Origin of the sequence: Nostoc paludosum FACHB-159, from assembly GCF_014698835.1 — a bacterium.
GTDB lineage: Bacteria > Cyanobacteriota > Cyanobacteriia > Cyanobacteriales > Nostocaceae > Nostoc > Nostoc paludosum.
Map to the genome: position 1 here is coordinate 1 of NZ_JACJTU010000039.1, position 22,581 is coordinate 22,581.

Genomic DNA, 22,581 nt, shown 5'->3' on the forward strand with positions numbered 1-22,581 from the left:
TATGCTTACTTGACTTTTACCTTTGAATCTAAATTACTCATGTATTAAAAAATTGTTAGTCATTGAGGTTATGTGAATACTTTTTTTTCACTTGTGAGAAATCCGGGAAAAGAAGTTGAAATATAATTGAAAATTTTCTGGGGGAAAGATATGAAAAAAATCTGGAAGTTTCCCCCATTTTTTCTAGCTGCACGTTAGAAAGTTAATTAAGTGAAGTGAGGGACTGGGGACTGGGGACTAGGGATTAAGAACTGGGGATTGGAAATTAGAGACAAAGGAATGAGGAGGCAAGGAAGAGTTTTTCTAATATCCAATACCCAATTCCCAGTCCCCAATCACCAGTACCCAATTCCCAATTCCCAGTACCTTGAAAGACGGTTTACAGAGCAGGTAGTATGTATGCAACAAGTTCCTGTTTCACTATGGACTCTGGTTGCTGGGATAGTAGTCACAGCAATTAGCATTTGGATTGGTCAAAACCACACTCTACTGCCGGTACAAGCATCGCAACAAGCGCCTTTGGTAGACGGTTTTTTCAATGTGATGTTTACCATCGCCATTGCTTTGTTTTTGGTGGTAGAAGGAACAATTGTGATTTTTTTGGTTAAGTATCGTCGGCGTCGGGGAGATGACACCGATGGCTTACCAGTAGAAGGCAACTTGCCTTTAGAAGTTTTTTGGACAGCAATTCCCACAATTATTGTCTTGTGTTTAGGCATCTACAGCGTAGATGTTTTTAACCGCATGGGAGGCTTTGAAGCTGCGGGTCATCCCCATTCAGTAGCTCATGTTCATCATTCGAGTGGGAGTGCAATTGCAGCTACTCTCAATGACACACCCGAAGCAACAACAGCCCCGACAATTGGTTTTGGTGCCTCTCCTACTACCGAAGGCAAACCAGCTGACTTAGTTGTTGATGTCCAAGGGATGCAGTACGCTTGGATATTTAACTATCCTGAAACTGGCATTACTTCCGGAGAATTGCACATTCCCGTCGGTGCTGATGTGCAGCTCAACCTCTCAGCAACTGATGTAATTCACTCATTTTGGGTGCCAAACTTCCGGCTGAAGCAAGACGCACTACCCGGTATTCCCACTCAACTGCGATTTGTTGCTACTAAACCAGGCACATATCCCGTAGTTTGTGCTGAATTGTGCGGTGGTTACCACGGTTCGATGCGGACACAGGTAATTGTCCACACACCAGAAGAATATCAAAGCTGGTTGACAGAAAACCAAGTCGCTCAAAAGCAGCATCAAGTAGTTGCAGTTAACCCTGCTGAGTTATCAACATCAGAGTTTCTTGCTCCTCATATCCACGATATGGGAATTAGTGCTGCAACTCTGAAGTCAGTGGTTATGGCAGGCAATAGGCAATAGGCAATAGTCAAAAGTCAAAAGTCTCAAATCTTGGCTTAAAGCCTGTATTACTTCTGAATTCACCAATTCTGCCGTAATTACTTTGGACTTTAGACATTTGACCTTGAACTCTGCATAGCAGGAAAAAATATGACACAGGTAGAATTTCCACCGAACACTCCACCAGAAGAAAAGAAACCAGAAACTCTGGCCATCGCCCACACCTCTCATCAACAGGCGTGGAAATGGCAAGATTATTTCACATTTAATATTGACCACAAGGTTATTGGTATCCAATATCTTGTTACAGCGTTTGTGTTCTATCTCATCGGTGGACTGATGGCAATGGCCATCCGCGTCGAATTAGCAACACCTGATGCAGATTGGCTAGACCCAAATCTGTATAACGCTTTCATGACAAATCACGGGACGATTATGATCTTCCTGTGGATTGTGCCTAGCGCCATCGGGGGTTTTGGTAACTTCTTAGTACCCTTGATGGTTGGTGCTAGGGATATGGCTTTCCCGAAGCTAAATGCGATCGCCTTTTGGTTAAACCCACCAGCAGGTGCGCTGATATTAGGTAGTTTCCTATTTGGCGGTTCGCAATCAGGTTGGACAGCTTATCCACCCTTGAGCTTGGTGACAGCACCCATCGCCCAAACAATGTGGATATTGGCGATCGTTTTGGTGGGAACTTCCTCAATTTTGGGTTCGCTGAACTTTGTCATCACCATTTTGATGATGAAGGTTCCTAGCATGAAATGGGATCAAGTACCCCTGTTTTGCTGGGCAATCTTGGCAACTTCCATTCTGGCGCTTCTCTCCACACCTGTATTAGCAGCAGGTTTAATTCTGTTATTGTTTGACCTCAACTTTGGCACATCCTTCTTTAAACCAGATGCAGGCGGTAACGTTGTAATCTACCAACACTTATTCTGGTTTTATTCCCACCCGGCAGTATATTTAATGATTCTGCCCATTTTCGGCATTATGTCCGAAGTGATTCCAGTACACGCCCGTAAGCCGATTTTTGGTTATAAAGCGATCGCTTATTCCAGTGTAGCCATCTGCGTTGTCGGTTTATTCGTCTGGGTACACCACATGTTTACCAGCGGTACACCCGGATGGATGCGGATGTTCTTCACCATCTCCACCTTACTTGTTGCCGTTCCCACTGGCGTCAAGATATTCGGCTGGGTTGCTACCCTTTGGGGTGGTAAAATTCGCTTCACCAGCGCCATGCTTTTCGCCATTGGCTTGTTATCCATGTTTGTGATGGGCGGCTTAAGCGGCGTGACAATGGGAACAGCCCCCTTTGATGTTCACGTCCACGACACATATTATGTAGTCGCGCACTTCCACTACGTTCTATTTGGCGGTTCCGTGTTTGGCATTTATGCCGGTATTTATCACTGGTTCCCCAAAATGACCGGACGGATGTTGAATGAAACCTGGGGACGCATTCACTTTTTCCTCACCTTAATCGGCACGAATTTAACCTTCCTACCCATGCACGAATTGGGTTTACAAGGAATGCCGCGAAGAGTTGCAATGTATGACCCCCAATTTATTGACCTCAATCAAATTTGTACCTTTGGTTCATTTGTTTTGGGTATATCAGTAATTCCCTTCGCCATCAACATTATTCAAAGCTGGATTAAGGGACAGCCAGCAGGGGATAATCCTTGGCAAGGTTTGACCTTAGAATGGACAACTAGCTCGCCACCCGCCATTGAAAACTGGGAAGTGTTGCCAGTTGTCACTCACGGCCCTTATGACTACGGTCATGGGCATAGTAATGAAGTACAGCCAGCAGCGGCACCGGAAGCCAGTGTTTAGTAGAGCTTTTGTGGTGAATTGAGAGTTGAAATTTAAACGCAGAGGGGCGCTGAGGTAAGCGCAGAGGTTCGCAAAGTTTGTATTCGTTACCACTTAGTAAATTCTCTGCGTACCTTTGCGTTTACTTTGCGTTCCTCTGCGTTTAAAAACACACGCAACGGGTAATATTGCCAACAAATCTATGACTATAGCTACAACAGAACATGAAAGTGCAGGACATCACGAAGAACATCCAGATTTAAGAGTTTGGGGACTGTTAACATTCCTCGTCTCTGAATCCCTGATGTTCGGCGGATTTTTTGCCACCTATTTGTTTTTCCGCAGCAGTACGGCGGTTTGGCCTCCGGAAGGAACAGAAGTAGAGTTATTCGTGCCGACGATTAACACCATTATTCTGGTGTCTAGCAGTTTCGTGATTCACTTCGGTGATACAGCGATTAAAAAGAATAATGTCAAGGGAATGCAACTGTGGTACACAATTACTGCCATCATGGGAGCAATTTTCTTGATTGGTCAGGCTTATGAGTACGCAACTTTAGGCTACGGCATGACTACCAATGTCTTCGCCAACTGCTTTTATTTAATGACAGGCTTCCACGGTTTGCACGTGTTTGTGGGACTGTTATTAATATTAGCTGTGTTGTGGCGATCGCGCCGTCCCGGTCTATATACTGCCAAAAATCACACCTTCATCGAAATGGCAGAAATTTACTGGCACTTCGTAGACATTATTTGGATTGTTCTTTTCACTTTGGTGTACATTCTAGCCTTGTTTTAAATTGGGCATGGGGCATGGGGCATGGGGCATTGGTAATTCTTACTAGTTTTTTACTATTGCTTATTGCCTATTGCCTCTTGCCTCTTACTTCCTCACCAATCAATTTATTATGCAACTCGATACAAATAAGTTCTCATGGTTTCAGGTTCCTGATGATATCAAAAATTTATTAATTTTAGCTGCACAAAGTTGGGAAAATACATCAGAATCTGAAAAATATATTCAACAAGCATTAGCTAAAACTGGTGAAAATACAGATGTTTTAGTAGCAGCATATAGATTTTTTTACTATAAAAATAATTATTCTCTTGCACTGCAAACAACAACGAAATTATTAGATAAAATTAAAGAACTAGAAAAATTCCCTGACGACTGGGAGCAACTTAAGCCTATATTGGTCAATCGCAAGGAAGATCCACAAATTCGATTGTACTTGAATGCTTATGCGGCCTCTGGATTAGTTCTAGCAAAGTTAGGAGCAATAGACCAAGCAAAAGAAATCAGTATCAAAGTCAAAGAGATAGACGAAAAGCATGATTTCGGAGCCGGAATTCTCCTAGATATTTTGACACGTCCAGCAGAAGAAGACGATTAATTAATGTATGGGGAATAGGGCATAGAGCATGGGGATGAGAAAGTGAGGAAGCAGAGCAAGAAAGAATAACCAATGCCTAATGCCTAATGCCCAATCCCCTTTTATTCAATCAAGGTGAACATTCATGAACAATTGGTTATCTACTTCATCTTCGTCTTATCCCCTTTTGGGAACTGCGAGTAATAATAACTCTATCATTCCTCCGATCTACATACCTACTACACCATTTGTAGGTAGTGTTCCTAATGTTTCTCCGATTATTATCATCCAATCTTCTCAAATGAGATTTTGACAGTTATGAAAGGTAGGGATTGGCTATTAACGGGAGACGGTCAGTATCAAGCCTGTAAATCTGTGAGAGCATGGGATTTATTGAGAGATAATTACCGCGTTTATCGGTTTTTAACTGAGGTGGAAGATGTTCTCAATAATGTGGAGGATGAATCGAGTTGTTTGCCAGAAATTCGGATGCTTGTTAGGCGCTTGATCGTCAATTCCTACTGGGTGCGGAGTCAGTATTTAGAACCTTCTCCCAAAACTGGAACCTCTGTTTTACTCCTATACGATGAATTGGGTTTTCCGTTGACCGTGCAAACAGTAACATTTGCACCAGGAACCAAATCAACTATTCATAATCATGGAACGTGGGGAGTAGTGGCGGTGTTAAAAGGTCAGGAAAAAAATACTTTTTGGCAACGCACTCAGAGTTCAGAATCTGAAGACAAAATTGAATATACGGGAGAACTAACTCTGTTTCCAGGAGATATTATTAGCTTTACTCCCGATGCAATTCACTGTGTAGAAGCACTGGGCGATGAACCCACTGTGACTTTTAACATTTACGGTGAAACCGATCCGAAAGAAAGATTTGAGTTTGACTTTCTTACCCAGAAAGCGAAGAATTTTTAAAGAGAATTCAGAATTCAGAATTCCTTGTAGAGACGCGATGAATCGCGTCTTCTCTTCACCCACGGATGTGTCAGGTTCTTAATTACGAATTACGAATTGTTATGGAGGTAGTTGTATGGCAAGAGTAATTTTTTATAGTAAACCAGGCTGTAAAGGTGGTACTAAGCAAAAAGTTTTGCTCACAGCTGCTGGTCATGAAGTCGTAGCATACGACTTGCTAACTGAACCTTGGACAGTTGAGAGGTTGCGTTCATTTTTTGGCGATCGCCCCGTAGCCGACTGGTTTAATCGTTCTTCTCCACGGGTAAAATCTGGTGAGATAGTTCCGGAAAAAATCGATGCCGAAACTGCTTTGATACAGATGTTGAGAGATCCGCTGTTGATTCGCCGTCCTTTATTACAAGTAGGCGATCGCCGTGAGGTAGGATTTGATGTTGAAAAGATTGATGCTTGGATTGGCTTAAAGCCTGTGGATGAGTCTTTCCGAGAAATGAGCGAAAATCTGATGAATCAGGATTTGCAAGGCTGCGCCCACAATGGCAAGCACGGTCATCATGACCATCATCACGAAGGTGGCTGTAAGCATCACGGCGAACAACACAAAGAACAAGGCGGCTGTAGCCATTAGTGATGATGGTTTTTAACGTTGTCTAAAAGCAACGTTCTGAAATTTGATTGCATCGGCCTGCAAAAATTAAGACGTTGTTTCTTTAGAAGATTTTTCAACCACGGGTTAAGGGCACACCAATGCTTATTGGTGCCAACTTAAGCTCAAACGCTTATCCCAGATGCGTTTTAACCCACCCCCAACCCCTCCCCTTGCCAAGGGGGGCGGTTTTGGCTTTAGACAAAACCGGGGTGGGGTGACGCGGATTTTCATAGTAAGTGAGAGAACTGAATATCTATCACATCTTTACAAGTGTTTCACGTTAAGTTGACACGTATAAACAATGCTATGCCCTTACTCTATATTTTTTTAACGAACGTCGGCAGTTTCTAAGGACAAGTCTTGAAACATGGGGGTGCTGAGGTAGCGTTCGCCGAAGGAAGGTTGAATCATCACGATTAACTTTCCGGCATTTTCTTTACGTTTACCTACTTGAATGGCGGCGCACAAAGCAGCACCAGAGGAGATTCCAGACAATAAGCCTTCTTCTTTTGCTAAGCGTCGTCCAAATGCGATCGCTTGATCGTCGCTGACTCTAATTACCTCATCAACCAACTCTAAGCGCAGAACATCTGGGACAAATCCAGCGCCAATGCCTTGAATTCTATGGGGCCCGGCTTCACCACCTGAGAGTACTGGGCTGTTGCTGGGTTCAACTGCGATCGCTTGGAAAGTCGGCTTGCGGCTTTTAATTACCTCTGCAATCCCTGTAATCGTCCCACCGGTACCTACTCCGGCAATTACAATATCCACTTCCCCATCTGTATCAGCCCAAATTTCTTCGGCGGTGGTTTCGCGGTGAATTTTGGGATTGGCAGGGTTGCGGAATTGTTGCAGCATATAAGCATCGGCAGTATTAGCGACAATTTCTTCAGCTTTTTTGATTGCTCCCCGCATTCCCTCTGTACCTGGTGTCAACTCTAACGATGCGCCATAAGCTCTGAGCATAGCCCGTCGTTCGCTGCTCATGGTTTCAGGCATTGTCAAAATTAACTTGTAGCCCCGTGCGGCTGCCACCATTGCTAAAGCAATTCCTGTATTACCTGAGGTAGGCTCTACTAAAATGGTTTTTCCAGGTTGAATTAAACCGTCTGCTTCAGCCGCAAGTACCATATTTAAGCCAATGCGGTCTTTCACCGAAGCGGCTGGGTTCATACCTTCGAGTTTGACAATTATTCTTGCAACTACTCCCTCAGCTTGAGGAATTTTGTTCAGTTCAACTAAAGGAGTTCGTCCAATAAGTTCTGTTACGTCTTTAGCAATCCGCATTATTTACTCCTAAAATCCTAAATCTTAGTGCAAAGTATCTATTTATAACAATAAGCTTTTGTGTATTGGTTTTGTAGTTGAGTGCCAGCGAGTGTATATGCCATGTATTTTAACTGAAACACACAATATATAAGTTTCAGAAGAACTTTTTCAAAATGTTAGTCGCTAGAATTCAATTTGTTATGAAAATATGAATTAACCTGAAACAATTTAATTGCTTTTTCTATTTCTTGAGTCTATCCTTATCAACAGACATTAATTTTTTGTTTTGAGTACAGATTTTATCCGAGCAAAGTTTTCCAAAAAATAGTCTTTAATCCTTGCCTACATTGCTTTGAAGTTGAGTACTCCACACACCAGAACCCCACCTCGAAAATACTAGAACCCCTTTTGAAAAACACTAGCACCCATACCCCAATGAATTTTTAAAATACTTATTGAGCAAGCATTACAGACTTTGAGTACTGTTTTAATGAATTTAATAATCTTAACGGGGCTGGGGTAAACTGTTTTGTGTAGAGGTGGCTGATATAAATCGTATAGGATTTACGCAGAGATTCCCCTCTACCCCCCAACATTCCTAAGCGAAAGCTTAGTGAACTAGGGGGGACTTCTTAATCTCTCTTTTGAGAGTAGGATGAAATTACATTTCAGGATATGAGGGCGTTATTTCTAAGTAAAGATTCCTACTATTTGTGAAAAGTTTGGTATTTTGTCAATGATTAATGGTCAGCCGTAATTAGAGAAATAACTGACAATTAATAGTTATAAAATTACCTTCTACACATATTTTAGCATCAGAACTGTTTGAAAAGTAGAAAGATAACAGATTACAGGAAATGAGGTATAACTTTTAAGAACAAAGCCATAATCTCAAGAGACTTTTAACTCTGTTCTCTGTTCTCTATTCCCTGCTTGATAAAGATATTTTCTTACTGGGTGTATACTACCTGGCAAGGGAGACAAGATGAAAGCCAAATTTTTAAATGTTCTTACAGTTTGCGTAGTTACCTTAGCGGTACTTTCTCCAGAGCTAGTAGTATTTGGCATCATTTGGGAGCGACATATTGAGTTATTAGAATCACAGAATTTAGCCTGTGAAGTTAGCAAGACTGGTGTGGCGATCGCTGCAACTCCCCAGACAGAAAATATACCATTACCTCAGACTAATACACAAACCTCTGAGCAAAATCTGGTTAATAAAATGCTGACTGTTACTGAGCAATATAAACTTGGCACTATCCTGCAATGGTTCTTCTTGTTAACCCCGATTTGTGTTGGGGTAGGTATTATCTTTTACGACAGATATCTGGTTTATCGTGCTGCTGTTTTAAAAGAACAAGTTGAAATGTTAGAAAGGCTGTGGCAGCAAAGTATTGAACAGTAAACTGGGCATTATTAGACTTATTTAGAGATTTTAAACTCTCTGGATACGCTTCAAATTTGTTCCTTCAAATCCAGAAAATAACCATGACAGAACAACGCCAACACTTGTATTTTAACCTGATTGATGAACTATTAAAATGCCCTAATGGTCATGAACCAGAAGTTTTAGAATCTCAACCAGAATTAATTGACTCTGGTTTAGTAGAAACAATGTTACAAGTAGCAACTATGTTTGCCCATGAAGGCAATCAAGATGGTGCGAAATTTTTATTTTTTGTAGCACGCGAACTAGCGAAACAACTGGGTTTATATCCTGAAGTTCCCAACTCTGAAGTTGCTAATAAGGAGTAAAAATGCTGTTGACTTCAACTGATGCCGGACAAATAGCTTTAGAGCTACTCATGGCAGATTGGAACATTTCAGAAGAAAATAGAGAGTGGTTTACAGTCTTTAACTCTCGGCTAATTGGTGAAAGTTGGTACATTGTAGAACTAGGTGTAGAAGGATTTCCCGATCGCTGGTTTATTCAAGTGTATGACAATGGAGTTTGCGATCCAAACTATACATTTATTTCACCGATTGATGGTTCTGAAGGATTTACAGATTTCGTAAATCTACCGGATATTGTTGCTGAAGTTTTAGTTTGCGAACGCAATGCCCGGTAAAAAAATTAAAAATTAAAAATTAAAAATTAAGAATTCAGAATTCAGAATGGGCTACGCTAACAGAATTCAGAATTAATTAGAGGTGTACCAAACTAGGTATACCTCTTTTTGTATAAGGGACTTCCAAATAAAAAAATGTTCCAAAACTGACGTGAAAACTCTCTCTATTCCTCCTTTCTCTGTGTTCTCTGTAGTAGCCTGCGGCAAGCCGTTGACGCTCCTTCTGGTGCGTCCGCTGCGCGAACGTCGCTACCGCTTCGCTAATGCGTCTACGTTTATTTGGATAATTTATTTCTTGGAAGTCCCTAATATGCAGCAGTATTCATAAGTAAAACAAAGTTTCTATTTAAAACTGAAATAACTTTCTTTACTATTGCCTCTTGCCTATAAAATAAATTGCCATATTTAATATTTTATTTCAGTTAAATAAAGTAAATTGTCATATTTAATTGACAAGATTATGTTATATTAAATTAGAGTGACCGACGCTACAGAAATATCAGTTGAAATGATTGCTGAAGACATCTTAGCTAAAGAATTCACAAGAGTCGTCAACCACTACTATCCCAAAGCTGGAGAATTACTCGACGGGTGTTATGTAAAAGTCATCACCTGTTTTTGGGGACGACCTGCAAGACGCTTGCAATATATAGGAATTTATTGCTCTGATGAAATGATTTCCTATGTGCAAGCTCACAAAGAAATACTGCGAGAAGTAGCAGATAACATGGGTCTAGTGCAAGTAGTTTGCATCAATGCCAAGCGATTATTACGCGACCCAATGTCGAAGCTCAAAGAAAATAATCCACGCCTATGGTTGGAGTTGCAGTGGGTTGCTACTTAGTAGTTTGTCAAGCCAGTTTGTCAAGCTAAAATTGGCGGTTTCAGGGTGAGTGGGAGAGTTTTAAATTGAGCAAAGTTGTCTTGACAGACTACTAAATAGCCAGCACGCACGGTGGGTAAAAAGTATCAACGCAAGTAATGAAAACTGGAATTTTCTGCAATTACGAAAATCATCACCAAGATGCTCGTCGCGCCATTTTTGAGCAAGTAACGCTGATAAAACAGGCAGAAAGCTTAGGTTTTGAAGAAGCATGGGTAAGCGAACATCATTTTAGTGAATCCAATCTTAGCCCATCCATGTTAGTGTTAATGGCACACTTGGCGGGATTGACTTCAACTATCAAATTAGGTACAGCGGCGGTGTTATTGCCATTTCATAACCCAATTCGGGTAGCAGAGGACATCGCCACTTTGGATAACTTGTGCAATGGACGATTATTATTTGGAGTTGCCAAAGGAGGGCCTTTCCCTCAACAAAACAAGCATTTTGCAACGCCAATGAATGAATCGCGTCCGAAAATGTTAGAGTCGATGGCATTGATTGAGAAGCTTTTATATGAAACTAACGTATCATTTAATGGGCAATATTATCAATGCGATCGCCTAACAATTTACCCCAAACCATTGCAACAAAAAATTCCCGTCTATGTTGCCACTGGTGGTGATGATGGTATCGAGTTTGCCGCCAAACATTCCTTCAGTTTAATGGGTGGCCCGCCGTTCTCCCTACAGAGATTGAAAAGTACCATTGCCAAATATCAAGCGTTAAATGCTAGTGGTACAGAAAACTTTGTGCTGGCACGCTTCTTTTATGTTGGCAAAACTAACGATGAGGCAGTGAGTGAAGCGTTACCTTTCATTCGCAAATTCAGCCAAAAAATGAAAGCTAATTCGACCGAAGTAATGCAAAATAGTGCGAATCCCAACCAAAAACCATTCGACCGCACAAATATTTGTTTCGATGAAGACTATTTGATTGAAAACTCAATTATCGGTGATGTGGAGACTTGTCGAGACAAAATCAAAAAATTTCAGGACGAATTAAACTTAGGTACGTTAGCACTCAAACCCTCATCTTTAGATGTGCAAAAAAACCTGGAGAGTTTGACGCGCTACAACCAAGAGGTGCGAAATTATGTCTTCTAAATTATACCTGCTACCTCCCGATGATTTACCTCCAACTGAGGTAACAAGAGAGGATGGAATGTTGCAGATGGAGTTAGAACAGTCTACAGGCAGATGCTTTTTTTTAGCCTGCGATCGCATTACGCGAGTACTGTTATCTAATTGTCAGTGGTATTTGACAACAAATGCCAACATTCTCACATTAATTATTGATTGCCCCGACATAGTATCTTACTGGCATATTGTTAGCAATATTCCCCAGTTAGGTAATCGCTTAGAGAGATTTTCTACTAACGCCAAAATTCGCGTCTATCCACCATTTGGTAAAGGAATGCCCTTTGAAATTGGCGTTCATGAAATCTCAGCTTATCGAGATTGGCTTTAGGTCGATAAACATCATATTGTCTCACACTCTGTACTTTTAGAGTACAGGGTGTTTTCATTTGGAAAGAATTATTTATTTTGATATTTTAGCTTTTTCAAGTTATAAAATTTCTTTGTGCCTCTACTTTCTTTATATCTAGCTTATGTCCAAACCTGCTGATGTCAGCACTAAACGCTTAATTAGTCTTGCACCCGAGAATTGGGTGAAATGGGTAACACAAATTCCCGACGTTATCGTAGGTGAAATTCTCAACTCAGAATTTCAATGGCTGAGTAGGCAAAGTGATGTACTCATCCGCGTTGAAAATCCTCAGTACGGAAAGTTTCTTGTTATTAATGAATTACAACTGCGCTATAAACCCGAAATGCCACGACGAATGCGTGCTTATGCAGCACTGGCTGAAGAAAAATATAATTTACTTACCTATCCAGTATTAATTAACATTCTCAAAGGAACTAACACAGAAATACCTACAACGTATACATCAAATGTGGCAGGTTTAAAAGCAACTCAAGATTATCGAGTAATTAACCTCTGGGAAGTTGATGTAAATACTGTATTCGAGACACCATTACCATCCTTACTTCCCTTTGTACCCATCCTCAAAGGTGGCGAAAACGAAGTTATAATTCGAGAAGCCTTGCAAGTTCTACGTGCAGACGAACAATTAAATCAACTGGAAACAGTTTTGGCCTTTTTTGCTACGTTTGTAATAGAGAGTGCCCTAGTACAAGAAATTATGAGGTGGGATATGACTGTATTGCGTGAGTCGCCTTGGTATCAAGAAATTTTACGTGAAGGAGAAGCACGGGGACGACGAGAGGAATTATATTCAGGTATTGAATTAGCACTGGAAATTAAATTTGGCACTCCTGGCTTAGATTTAATGCCAATGATTTACCAAATTACAGATTTACAGCGATTAAAAGAGATTCAGCAGGCTATTAAAATGCTGAATACAGTTGAAGAATTACAGCGAATTTGTGAGTAATTTCTTAGTTGAAAAGGCTGGCGGCTATTTTTATAATTTCACACAAAGTGGGTATTATTCCGTTCACGCCGTAATTACTGCTGACATATTTGTTATCTTTTCAGTTAGCCATTTATACCAATTATCTAACCCCACCCCAGTAGTTGCAGAAACTTGAAAAATCTGCATTTTGGGATTAATTTGCTTTGCGTATTCTATGCACTTTTGCACATCAAATTGCACGTAAGGCAGCAAATCAATTTTAGTCAGAATCATGATGTCACTAGCACGGAACATGTGAGGGTATTTTATCGGCTTATCTTCGCCTTCCGTGACAGAGAGAATTACTACTTTAGAAAGTTCTCCTAAATCAAATAAAGCTGGACAAACTAAATTTCCCACATTTTCAATCATGACAACTGAATTCAAAGGGGGGTTTAGTTGCTGTAAACCCCTGTCTATCATTGATGCATCTAAATGACAACCTGTTCCGGTATTGATTTGGATGACTTTACAACCTGTTTCTTGAATTTTTTTAGCATCATTAGTAGTTTCTTGGTCGCCTTCGATGACGCTAATAGATACTTGATGTTTTAAATCATTGATAGTGCGAGTTAAAAGAGTTGTTTTTCCAGCGCCAGGAGAACTCATTAAATTTAAAGCGAGGATATTTCGACCTTTAAACCATCCGCGGTTTTGGGCTGCTATTAAATTATTTTTTGCTAATATATCTTGTTCTAAAGATATAGTTGTGCCATGTATTTTGGCATGAACTTGAGATGGTTCTGTGTGAGTATCGTGACTGTGGGAATGAGTAATCACAGTGCCATCAGCTAAAGTATGACTGTGAGTATGTTGATGATTATGTTCAGCTTCACTTATTTCTAGATTAGTAATTTTGGTTTCGCCTTCATCAGAACAACCGCAGGTTACACACATAATTCCTCTATTTCAATTTCTTTAATTTTGAGTTCTTCACCAGATATTAAATCTAATTTCACGTTACCGCAGTTACAGATACCAAATGGTTTATCTAGATAAATTTCTGCACCGCATTGCTGACATCGCGCCAAACCAGGAATTTCCAAAATTTCTAATGTCGCCCCTTCTAAAACTGTACCTTGAGTGCAAATATCAAAACAAAATCGGATGGCATCGGGCATAATAGCAGAAAGTTCGCCAATTTCTAAGGAAACTCGTTGTACTTTTGCACCTTTGGCGTGTTCAGCTACAATTGCTACGATATTTTGGGTAATTCCTAATTCATGCATATAAAAAAGTATCTTAAATATTAACAAATTCGTGGCAATTGGTCGCCTACTAACATATCAACAATACGTTCAGCACCGAAAATTGTTTTTAACAAAACTATACCTGGAGGTGAGGTAATAACTTCACCAATAATACAAGCATCTTTTCCTGCTGGGTGCGATTTCATCGCTGATAAAATAGATTCAGCATACCCTCTTTTCGCCACTACAACTAACTTACCTTCGTTAGCTAAATAAAACGGATCTAAACCCAAAATTTCGCAAAAGCCTTTCACTTCTTCACGCACTGGGATAGATTCTTCGTAGAGGCGAATTCCCACATGGGAGGTAACAGCAAATTCATTTAAAACAGTCGCTAAACCTCCGCGTGTTGCATCCCGCATTGCATGAACTTGGGGACATACATTGAGGATAGTTTGTACTAAATCATGCAAGGGCTGACAGTCACTTTCAATATTAGTTTCTAAAGCTAGTTCTCCACGGGCAATTAAAATTGCTGCCCCATGATTGCCTAATTCACCATTAATAATTACAACATCCCCAGATTGAATATTTTGGGCAGAAATATTAATTCCTTGTGGAATGATACCAATACCAGCAGTATTAATAAATAGTTTATCAGCAGCACCGCGATGTACAACTTTTGTGTCGCCGGTGACAATTTGAACGCCAGCTTTTGTGGCGGCCGCTTTCATACTGGTTGCAACGCGTCGCAATGTTTCTACTGGTAATCCTTCTTCTAAAATAACGCTACAAGTTAGATATAAAGGTTTAGCGCCACTGACGGCTAAATCATTAACTGTGCCGTTAATGGCTAATTCTCCAATATCGCTACCGGGAAAAAATAAAGGATCTACAGTATATGAATCTGTGGTAAAAGCGAGTCTGTCTCCTTGTTGTAAAAGTGGGGTTAAGTTAAAGGTTGCTTGGTCTTCTAATTGGGAGAGAATTGGGTTATCAAAAGTATTAACAAAGATGTCGTCAATTAAATCGCGCATGGCTTTACCACCGCTACCATGTGCGAGGGTGATGTGAGTGTCTTGGATTTTATGGCGACGGAAGTGCATTATTGTAGGTGTTTTTTAAGGGGGATATCACGCAGAAGCGCAGAGGCGCAAAGAGGGAATTGAGAAGTTTTATCTGCCTTTTTCTTCGTGTCTGCCACTATGTTTATCAGAATGTAGTTGACCTCCGACTGCCCAATTTTCGCGTTCAAATTCATCGATGTGAATGGTTATCCATTCTGGTTTAGAGTTTAAGGTGGCGACAAGGGCATCGGTGATTGCTTTAACTAGTTGGCGCTTTTTTTCGATGGAGTGTCCTTTGGCAATTTGGACTGTAATAAATGGCATGGAAGTTACTCTCAAATAGTATAGTTTGGGGCTAGTCTAAAGAGAAACCACAGGCAGGTAGGGGTTCTTGGGTGATGGTTGCTTTTGGTTTTTCAGCTATTGTTTTTTTAGCCATTGTAGAGAGGCGTCCATATTTGTAATAGGCTGCACAAGCACCTTCAGAAGATACCATACAAGTGCCAATTGGTGTTTCCGGTGTACAAGCTGTACCAAATACTTTGCATTCCCAAGGTTTTAATACTCCTTTGAGAATTTCTCCACATTTACAAGCTTTATGGTCAGCTACTTTGAGATTAGGAATGGTAAATTTAAGTTCGGCATCAAATTGAGCGTATTCAGGTTGAATTTTTAATCCTGAACAGGGAATATCGCCCAAACCGCGCCAATCAAAAGTATCTCGTACAGCAAACACTTTATTGATGGCTTCTAATGCTACTTTATTTCCAGCTTTTTGAACAATTCGATTATATTGATTCTCAACTTCGCAACGATTTTCTACTAGTTGTTGCAAAAGCATCCAAATTGATTGAAGAATATCTAAAGGTTCAAATCCTGAAACGACAATTGGTTTATTATATTGTTGGGAAATAAATTCATAAGGGTCAGTGCCAATTACCATGCTGACATGGCCAGGCCCGACAAATCCATCAAGTTGCAAATCGGGATTATCTAATAGTGCTTTGAGGGCGGGAATTACAAGGACATGGTTGCAAAACATACTGAAGTTAGGAATTTCTTCAGCTGCGGCTTGCAGAATGGTGAAGGCGGTGCTGGGGGCTGTGGTTTCAAAACCTAAGGCGAAGAAAACTACTTCTTTGTCGGGGTTATGCTTGGCAATTTGCAAGCTATCTAGAGGAGAGTACACCATACGGATGTCTGCGCCTTGCGCCCTGGCTTGCAGTAAACTGGTTTTAGAACCAGGAACTCGCATAGCGTCGCCAAATGTGGTAAAGATGACGTTAGGATTTTGAGAGATAGCGATCGCATCATCTAATCTCCCTTTTGGCATAACGCATACTGGACAACCAGGCCCGTGAATTAATTCAATGCGATCGGGTAAAATTTCTTCAATACCATATTTAAATATAGAGTGAGTATGCCCGCCACATACCTCCATAATTTTGAGAGGTTTTTCTATTTCCTCGCACAATTTTGCAATTTCCCGACGTAAAGCTTCAGCCTTTTCTCTTTCGCGGAATTCATCAACGTATTTCATAAGAATAGAACCATAGTTTTTTGAAACGAACCACAAAGGAAGCAAAAGACTGATTAGACTTATTGTCAAAATTCTCTCTTTACCTCTCTGCGCCTCTGCGCTACACCACTTGCTTCTCCTGTCGGAGACGCTGCGCGAACAAGTCGGGAAACCCGCCCAACGCAGTGGCGCCTCTGCGTGAAAAAAATTCTCTCCCTTCAATTACTAATCTCCACTTGCGCTGCTGCTAATTCTTGCAACAACTCTAATGTTTCTGCTGCTTCTTCCTCATTAATTCGATTCATCGCAAAGCCAACATGCACTAACACCCAATCTCCAACACAAGCTTCAGGCGGATGTTCTTCGTCAACGATGCAAGCAATATTTACTTGACGCTTAACACCACCAACATTAACAATAGCTAACTTATGATTAACATTGGTAATTTCAATAATTTGACCAGGAATTCCTAAACACATTTTTATCTTCTTTGCGCCTTTGCGCCTTTGCGTGAATTAAATTTATCTTCTCAATTGTGCAGCTGTAATAACTGCTTGCCCTAAAGATAACCCGCCATCATTTGCTGGAACTAAACTGTGAGTCAATACTTTTATTCCCAATATTGCTAATGATTTACTAACTTGCTCTAACAATACACAATTTTGAAATACTCCTCCTGTTAAAGCAACCTGATGAATCATATTTTCTTGACAAAGACGCTTAACCATCTCCATAATTACATTAGCTAAACCTTTGTGAAATTTAGCAGCTATAACTTCTTTAGGAATTTGTTGCTGCAAGTCATGGAGTAAAGCTTGCCACATTGGAACCGGGTCTATACAATAAATACTATCTAAAAAGCTAAATTTAAAAGGATATATTAGCATTTCTTTATCATTATTTAAGCTGTTAACATTGACTAGAGCTTCCATTGCGATCGCTGCTTGTCCTTCATAGCTACACTCATCTCTATAAATACCGATAGCCGCCGCCACCGCATCGAACAACCTCCCCACTGAAGAAGCTGGAGGAGAGTTAATTCCTTTCTCAATTAATTGATTAAGTAGCTTAATTGGCTTATTGTTCAAAAATTGAACTATTTCTAAATCAGCGTATTTTTCTTGACAATCATCCCAAATATTAGCCGCTATTAATTGAGCATAAGTATTACGCCAAGGCTGATATATTGCTTGTTCGCCGCCAATCATTGCCACTGGTTTAAATGTTGCTAGTCTCGTAAATTTCCGGTAATCTGCTAACAGAAATTCTCCGCCCCAAAGTTTACCATCTTCTCCATAGCCCAAACCATCTAAAGCAATACCTAATACTGGAGGCGAATCTAGAGGAATCTGATTTTCCGCCATGCAAGCAGCAATGTGGGCGTAATGATGTTGAACTGGGTTAATTTTAATTTGTTTTTTATCTGCAAATTCTTTACCAATTTTACTAGAAAGATATTCAGGATGTTTATCGATCGCAATTGTTTCTGGTTCGTGTTCAAATAAATTTAAGTATAAATTTAAAGTTTCTTGATAACTATGAAAAGCCGCACTATTTTCTAAATCTCCTAGATGTTGTGAAAGAATTGCTTCTCTTCCTCGCAATAAACAAAAGGTATTTTTTAACTCACTACCCATTGCTAAAATTGGCGGCACATTCTCAAACCCCGGTGGTAAACTAATCGCTGCTGGTGCGTATCCTCTAGCACGCCGAATTGTTTGTACTTTATCGCCAACAACCCGCACTACCGAATCATCTACTCGATTAATAATATCCCGGTTATGAAGAAGAAAATAATTAGCTATTGTTCTTAATTTTTCCCTGGCTTCATCATTATCAATACATTGCGGCTCATCAGCAATATTGCCACTAGTCAAAACAATTGGACGATTCATCCGCCGCAAAATTAAATGATGTAACGGCGTATAAGGTAGCATAAACCCAAGGCTATTTTGCCCCGGTGCAACTGACACTGCAAGTTTTTTCTCCACTTCTATTCCCAGTCTCCAGTCCCCAATCCCCAGTACCTTTTTCCGCAATAAAACAATGGGCGCAGCAGGACTTTTCAATAATTCTTTTTCTTTAAGATTTACACTACAATACTGTTCAATTACTTCAATATCCCGTGCCATTAAAGCAAAGGGTTTATGATAGCGCCTTTTGCTATATCGTAATTTTTTTACAACAACTTCCTGAGTTGCATCGCAAGCTAAATGAAAACCACCCAACCCTTTAATTGCGACAATTTCACCTCTTTGCAATAGGGTACAAACGGCATCAACATCATCTAACATCGAGAACATGGAAGCAGTAACCGCTTTTCCATCAGCACGTTCTAACCAAGCTGAAGCACCGCAAGCATGACAAGCTACAGGTTGGGCGTGAAAACGGCGATTTTCGACATCGTGGTATTCCTTTGCACATTCTGGACACATAACAAACGCAGACATACTGGTATTCCATCTGTCATAAGGAATGGCACGAATAATACTCAACCGAGGGCCACAATGAGTACAGTTAGTAAAAGGGTAACGGTAAAAGCGGCTAAAAGGGTCGAATATTTCTTTTTGACATTGCAGACAAGTCGCTGCATCAGGGGCAATTTCTGTTTTAATTGCACTATTGACGCTACTAGAAATCACAAAATTATTAACGTCCAACTCACCTGCGTAAGGAGTTCTTATTAGTTCATTAATTTTTGCCAACGGTGGACATTCTGTTTGCAATTTAGCAATAAATTCTGTTATCGCTTCTTCACTACCAGATACGCGAATTAAAACACCTTCGCCATCATTACAAACATTTCCACCCAAACCGCAAACTTTAGCAAGACGATATACTGTAGGGCGAAATCCTACTCCTTGAACAGTACCGCGAACTCTAATTTCTTCAGCCACCATATAAATTTGTTTTCCAAAAATTACGAATTACGAATTATTAAACTGCCACAGCAAAATTCTATTATTTCCAGAATCAGCTATTACTGCCGTTTTGACACAAAATTTTATGCCGTAACACCAATTTAAACTATCTCGTTTTGGTAATCCAAAATTCCGATTTTCACTTTTACTTTCAAAATTAATTTGTCCGGCAATGGCATCTGCCCTTGCACCTTGCAGTGATAAAATTGACTCTGGCTTTCTCCATCCTAACAAGCGCGAATTTGCAGTATCGGCAACTACCAACCACTCCTCAGCCACTCCCACACCATAAGGCATACTCAAACTGCTACCACTAGGATAATAAACCCCTTGGTTCATTTCGACACAATTAAAGTTTTTTTGCCCTAAAACCACTGCACAAGGAGTATTATTTTCCGTGGGTATTCCTTGCCAAATCATGACACGGTTATTCCCCGCATCGCTGACAACTAAATTTTCTCCCCAAAAATTAATATCGTGACACCAACGCATACTCGCTGCGGTTGGAGAACCACCACCGTTTTCATTACGATATATCATATCTGGCTGTCCCAAAACTAAATCGGCAGGTTGGCCGTTTTCTGTTGGTAATTGATGCCAAATTAATATCCTGCGATTTCCTGTATCAGCAACAAATAGCCGTCCTTGATGATAGAAAACACCATAAGGCCAGTGCATTGTATTCGCAGATGCTTGTTGGCTTCCTCTATTTGGTTCGTTATCGATAAAATTAGCTTGTCCTAATACTAAATCCGCCGGTACATTGCTATCTTCTGGTAAATTTTTCCAAATTAAAACTCGGTGATTCCAAGCATCTGCTACAGCTAAACCTTCACCACAGCTACAAATTCCAGTTGGTACGTTTAAAGTACTTTTTCCAGTTGCGCTTTTAGCATTTTGTCCTTCATGATAAAAGTCAGGTTGCCCAATTACCCAATCAGCTGCTTGACTATCTTTAGTAGGTAAATTCCGCCATCCCAACAATCGATGATGTCCTGTATCTGACACCCACAATATGCCATTTGAGAACAAACAAGCACCACGCGGCCCAAACATTGTAGTCGGGCTGGGTGCTACAGGTATCACTAATTGTTCTGCTTTAAGAATATTACCTAAAATTACCTCTGCCCCCTGAGATGAAAAAGGTAACTTTTGAGGAGTTGCTGTTGTTTCTGTCGGTAATGGTGGTGTCGGATGAATTGTAATTGGAATATCCATGAACCGCAAATAGAGGCTGATAAATATTTAAAAACATTAATCTTTGAAAGCATGTAGCAACAATAACATTTTGCTAAAATTATAGATATTCAAACAAGTACTTAACTTGAGCAAAATACAAGCAATTATGTTTATCTCTCGAACAATGCGATCGCAGTTATATTCAGTTTAAATTCAAGAGTCAAAAGTCTAGATTTTATCCTTGACTTTTGACTATAGCATTTACCGTTCTAGTACAACGTAAGGGCGCAAAGCTTTGCACCCCTAGAAATTTCTGTACCTCATTTGATTGGGAACGGCTATAATTTCAACTCATAATAACAAAAATAAGACACTTACAAATTACTAGATGTATCAAAATTTTTGGAGTTTCACAAAAACCTTATCACCTTTAATGTGAACTGGATATGACTGAAGGGAAATATCAGGTGCAGTCAAACATTTACCTGTCTCTAAACTATACTCAAATCCGTGGGAAGGGCAAGTAATAATACTATTTTCAACCTTACCATGTTCTAAAGGATTTCCTAGATGAGCGCAAGCATTACGGTAACATTTAAACGTAACATCTTGGCGATATAAAATTAGCGAAGTACCAGCAAGTTGTACTGCTAACACACCAAATTCAGGAACTTGTTCGATAGTTGCTACTTTTACCCAAGTAGAAGTTAGCTGTGAAGAGAATGGACTTATTAAAGTAGAATTTGCAGTGTTAACAGTAGAATTATGATTAACAGCAACAACTTTGGTAATTTCAGGACAATGATTTTTGATTGCTTGTTCTACTCCCTGAGATAAAGTTAAAGTAGAAGCCGGACAACTGCTGCAAGTCCCTATTAACTTAACTTCTACTGTATCTGGTGGTTTAATTGCTACTAATTCTATATCTCCGTTATGGCTTTTTAAGCCTGGGCGAACTTCTTCAAGGGCAGCCTTAATACGCTGTGCTAATGCTGGTTTTGGTGGTTTAACTAATTCGTGGTAAAGCAACACTGCATATACTAGTTCATCACTAACAGCATGGCGCAAAGCTGGCATTGATTCTTGTTTGAGATTTTTAATCAAATTAGTCAATGCTGCTTTGTGCAAAGCTTCAATTGCTCTTTTTAAGCCTACTGCTACACACCTTTGGCTTTCATCCCACTCGGATATAATTGCCTCAAAGCGGTTAATTTCCTGAACTAATTCTTCAAGGTTAGACATAGGATATGGGGCATTGGGCATTGGGCATTGGTTATTTACAATTGACAATTCACTTCATTTTGAAATCTTTGAGGAGAAATGGCATAATCATTCCTGTGAGTAAACTAGATATTGTTACTGGTAAGCAGAAAGGAATTTCTGCTTGTGCAAATAACACTAGCAGTAAAGAACCTACAGCACTAGCAATAGCAACTTTCTGAACAAAATATATAGGGTCGCGCAGTAGCTTTCCTTTGAAAAATAATTTAGCAGAATACCAACCAATTTCTAACATATTTCCTCCTAATAACTATTTAATAAATTGAGTATAGCTAGCCCTATAATAATGGCTGGAATTACGCCAGCAGGAGCAAACAAAGCACCAAGCATGGCTGAAAACTGATAACCTATGTCTTTACCTGCTAATAGCATTCCGCCAATAGCACCGCCAATCATAGATAAAATTGTTGCTGCGATCAGCCAAACAAATTCCGTTGCTATGTTGAGATCGCCTGCTGCTAAACTTCTAAGAAAATCTCCTGTATTAAGAGTTTTCAATAATTCTTCCATTCTCTGTTTTTCTCCTTGATTGAATTAGGAAAGTGGCGAATTAAGAGTTATAAGTGAGGAGTTAAGTTAGATAAAAAAA

Annotated in this window: 25 protein-coding genes; 13 read left to right on the plus strand and 12 right to left on the minus strand. The window is 40.0% G+C overall.

What is annotated here, in order from left to right:
* Positions 1-399 precede the first annotated feature (399 nt).
* The 6 genes from H6H03_RS28525 (at position 400) to H6H03_RS28550 (ending at position 6,111) form a co-directional block, all read left to right on the plus strand.
* On the plus strand, positions 400-1,380 hold the full coding sequence (locus tag H6H03_RS28525) for a cytochrome c oxidase subunit II (RefSeq protein ID WP_190958427.1): 981 nt from the start codon (positions 400-402) through the stop codon (positions 1,378-1,380).
* Between the two features lie 129 nt (positions 1,381-1,509).
* Positions 1,510-3,201 carry a cytochrome c oxidase subunit I gene (ctaD, locus tag H6H03_RS28530; RefSeq protein WP_190958428.1) on the plus strand — a complete coding sequence of 564 codons (1,692 nt, stop codon included), beginning with the start codon at positions 1,510-1,512 and terminating at the stop codon, positions 3,199-3,201.
* Between the two features lie 181 nt (positions 3,202-3,382).
* Complete coding sequence (locus tag H6H03_RS28535) at positions 3,383-3,979, plus strand: cytochrome c oxidase subunit 3 (RefSeq protein ID WP_190958429.1); 597 nt, start codon at positions 3,383-3,385, stop codon at positions 3,977-3,979.
* A 109-nt stretch (positions 3,980-4,088) separates the two neighbouring features.
* On the plus strand, positions 4,089-4,574 hold the full coding sequence (locus tag H6H03_RS28540; RefSeq protein ID WP_190958430.1) for a hypothetical protein: 486 nt from the start codon (positions 4,089-4,091) through the stop codon (positions 4,572-4,574).
* A 297-nt stretch (positions 4,575-4,871) separates the two neighbouring features.
* Positions 4,872-5,483, plus strand: a complete 612-nt coding sequence (locus H6H03_RS28545; RefSeq protein WP_190958431.1) for a cysteine dioxygenase family protein — start codon at positions 4,872-4,874, stop codon at positions 5,481-5,483.
* A 115-nt stretch (positions 5,484-5,598) separates the two neighbouring features.
* Positions 5,599-6,111 carry an ArsC/Spx/MgsR family protein gene (locus tag H6H03_RS28550; protein ID WP_190958432.1) on the plus strand — a complete coding sequence of 171 codons (513 nt, stop codon included), beginning with the start codon at positions 5,599-5,601 and terminating at the stop codon, positions 6,109-6,111.
* 348 nt (positions 6,112-6,459) lie between these two features.
* Here the strand turns inward: H6H03_RS28550 and cysK are convergent, their stop codons facing one another.
* Positions 6,460-7,419 carry a cysteine synthase A gene (cysK, locus tag H6H03_RS28555; protein ID WP_190958433.1) on the minus strand — a complete coding sequence of 320 codons (960 nt, stop codon included), beginning with the start codon at positions 7,417-7,419 and terminating at the stop codon, positions 6,460-6,462.
* Positions 7,420-8,386: 967 nt separating this feature from the next.
* On the opposite strand from cysK, the gene H6H03_RS28560 reads away from it, so the two are divergent.
* The 7 genes from H6H03_RS28560 to H6H03_RS28590 all read left to right on the plus strand — a co-directional run bounded on the left by H6H03_RS28560 (position 8,387) and on the right by H6H03_RS28590 (position 12,814).
* Positions 8,387-8,806 carry a hypothetical protein gene (locus tag H6H03_RS28560; RefSeq protein ID WP_190958434.1) on the plus strand — a complete coding sequence of 140 codons (420 nt, stop codon included), beginning with the start codon at positions 8,387-8,389 and terminating at the stop codon, positions 8,804-8,806.
* An 83-nt stretch (positions 8,807-8,889) separates the two neighbouring features.
* Positions 8,890-9,156, plus strand: a complete 267-nt coding sequence (locus H6H03_RS28565; protein ID WP_190958435.1) for a hypothetical protein — start codon at positions 8,890-8,892, stop codon at positions 9,154-9,156.
* 2 nt (positions 9,157-9,158) lie between these two features.
* Positions 9,159-9,470, plus strand: a complete 312-nt coding sequence (locus H6H03_RS28570) for a hypothetical protein (protein ID WP_190958436.1) — start codon at positions 9,159-9,161, stop codon at positions 9,468-9,470.
* A 508-nt stretch (positions 9,471-9,978) separates the two neighbouring features.
* On the plus strand, positions 9,979-10,314 hold the full coding sequence (locus H6H03_RS28575) for a hypothetical protein (protein WP_190958498.1): 336 nt from the start codon (positions 9,979-9,981) through the stop codon (positions 10,312-10,314).
* A gap of 137 nt (positions 10,315-10,451) precedes the next feature.
* Positions 10,452-11,459: an LLM class flavin-dependent oxidoreductase gene (locus H6H03_RS28580; protein WP_190958437.1), complete on the plus strand. Its 1,008-nt coding sequence runs from the start codon at positions 10,452-10,454 to the stop codon at positions 11,457-11,459.
* Entirely contained in the window at positions 11,449-11,823 is a 375-nt protein-coding gene (locus H6H03_RS28585; RefSeq protein ID WP_190958438.1) for a hypothetical protein, read from the plus strand. The genes H6H03_RS28580 and H6H03_RS28585 overlap by 11 nt, the downstream gene beginning before the upstream one ends.
* Positions 11,824-11,965: 142 nt before the next feature.
* Entirely contained in the window at positions 11,966-12,814 is an 849-nt protein-coding gene (locus H6H03_RS28590; RefSeq protein WP_190958439.1) for an Rpn family recombination-promoting nuclease/putative transposase, read from the plus strand.
* A gap of 63 nt (positions 12,815-12,877) precedes the next feature.
* On the opposite strand, the gene hypB is transcribed toward H6H03_RS28590, so the two are convergent.
* From hypB to H6H03_RS28645, 11 genes are all read right to left on the minus strand, one after another.
* On the minus strand, positions 12,878-13,732 hold the full coding sequence (hypB, locus tag H6H03_RS28595; RefSeq protein WP_190958440.1) for a hydrogenase nickel incorporation protein HypB: 855 nt from the start codon (positions 13,730-13,732) through the stop codon (positions 12,878-12,880).
* Positions 13,723-14,064, minus strand: coding sequence for a hydrogenase maturation nickel metallochaperone HypA (gene hypA / locus H6H03_RS28600; RefSeq protein ID WP_190958441.1), 342 nt, complete (start codon positions 14,062-14,064; stop codon positions 13,723-13,725). Before hypA ends, hypB begins: the two co-directional genes overlap by 10 nt.
* A 20-nt stretch (positions 14,065-14,084) precedes the next feature.
* Positions 14,085-15,131, minus strand: coding sequence for a hydrogenase expression/formation protein HypE (hypE, locus tag H6H03_RS28605; protein WP_190958442.1), 1,047 nt, complete (start codon positions 15,129-15,131; stop codon positions 14,085-14,087).
* 69 nt (positions 15,132-15,200) lie between these two features.
* Positions 15,201-15,416 (minus strand): tautomerase family protein, encoded by a 216-nt coding sequence (locus H6H03_RS28610; protein WP_096534655.1) that lies wholly within the window; start codon positions 15,414-15,416, stop codon positions 15,201-15,203.
* Positions 15,417-15,447: 31 nt separating this feature from the next.
* Positions 15,448-16,632, minus strand: coding sequence for a hydrogenase formation protein HypD (gene hypD / locus H6H03_RS28615; RefSeq protein ID WP_190958443.1), 1,185 nt, complete (start codon positions 16,630-16,632; stop codon positions 15,448-15,450).
* Positions 16,633-16,829: 197 nt separating this feature from the next.
* A complete protein-coding gene (locus H6H03_RS28620; protein ID WP_190958444.1) occupies positions 16,830-17,090 on the minus strand; it encodes a HypC/HybG/HupF family hydrogenase formation chaperone in 261 nt (86 codons plus the stop codon).
* Positions 17,091-17,132: 42 nt separating this feature from the next.
* Complete coding sequence (gene hypF, locus H6H03_RS28625) at positions 17,133-19,511, minus strand: carbamoyltransferase HypF (RefSeq protein ID WP_190958445.1); 2,379 nt, start codon at positions 19,509-19,511, stop codon at positions 17,133-17,135.
* 27 nt (positions 19,512-19,538) lie between these two features.
* Positions 19,539-20,750 (minus strand): hypothetical protein, encoded by a 1,212-nt coding sequence (locus H6H03_RS28630; protein WP_190958446.1) that lies wholly within the window; start codon positions 20,748-20,750, stop codon positions 19,539-19,541.
* 354 nt (positions 20,751-21,104) lie between these two features.
* The gene (locus H6H03_RS28635) at positions 21,105-21,953 is read right to left on the minus strand and encodes a NifU family protein (protein ID WP_190958447.1); all 849 of its coding nucleotides are present in this window, start codon (positions 21,951-21,953) and stop codon (positions 21,105-21,107) included.
* Between the two features lie 49 nt (positions 21,954-22,002).
* A complete protein-coding gene (locus H6H03_RS40615) occupies positions 22,003-22,227 on the minus strand; it encodes a hypothetical protein (RefSeq protein WP_242058026.1) in 225 nt (74 codons plus the stop codon).
* Between the two features lie 8 nt (positions 22,228-22,235).
* Positions 22,236-22,502, minus strand: a complete 267-nt coding sequence (locus H6H03_RS28645) for a hypothetical protein (RefSeq protein WP_190958449.1) — start codon at positions 22,500-22,502, stop codon at positions 22,236-22,238.
* Positions 22,503-22,581 lie beyond the last annotated feature (79 nt).